The following is a 697-nucleotide window of genomic DNA, read 5'->3' as shown; positions in this document are numbered from 1 at the left end:
CAAAGCAAGTTACCAGACTTCAAGGGCCAAGTGGATACCAAAGTTCCAGCTTACCTTGAAGGTGGGGTCACCAGCGTGACCGTTCCAGGACAAGGGACTTACACCGTCGACCCTGAGACAGGGCAAGTGACCTTCACGCCAGAACCAGACTTTGTTGGACAAGCGACACCAATTACCGTTATCCGTCGTGATGTCAACGGGAAAGAACTGAAGATTCAGTACATTCCAACCGTTTACGGACAAACCAAGACACAAGATACGACTTCAACCGGCTACCCAGGTGAAAAACAAACCGGGACGCCAGTCTTTGAAGGCGATGTGGATCTGACCATCCCAGCGACCTTCGAAAATGGTCAAACTGAATTAACCGTACCAGGGGAAGGGACTTATGTTCTTAACCCAGATGGTTCTGTGACCTTCACACCAGAAGCAGGCTTCTTAGGCCAAGCAAGTGGTGTGACCGTGGTTCGGGTTGACCGCAACGGGCGCAAGGTGACAGCACAATATGTGCCAAGCGTTGTGCCAGTGCCAGTCGCTCCAAGTGAGCCAGAAGTGCAAACACAAGGGCTCTTACCAGTAACGGGTGAAGCCCCAGACTATAGCTTCTTCTCAGGTGTGGCCTTGACGATCTTAGCAAGTGTCGGCCTGGTTGCGACGCGCAAACGCCAAGCGACAGATGAAGACTAAAGCCTAGTCA

At 52.1% G+C, this 697-nt stretch carries 1 pseudogene; it reads left to right on the top strand.

Annotated features, from left to right (window positions below):
- Positions 1–687 (top strand): annotated as a pseudogene (locus tag HMPREF3093_RS00675) (YSIRK signal domain/LPXTG anchor domain surface protein); the annotation flags it as partial.
- Positions 688–697: the final 10 nt, after the last annotated feature.

Origin of the sequence: Abiotrophia sp. HMSC24B09 (assembly GCF_001815865.1) — a bacterium.
In the GTDB taxonomy this organism is placed as follows: Bacteria; Bacillota; Bacilli; order Lactobacillales; family Aerococcaceae; genus Abiotrophia.
Note: the sequence above shows the minus strand (reverse complement) of the source record. Positions and strands in the feature narration are given on the sequence as shown.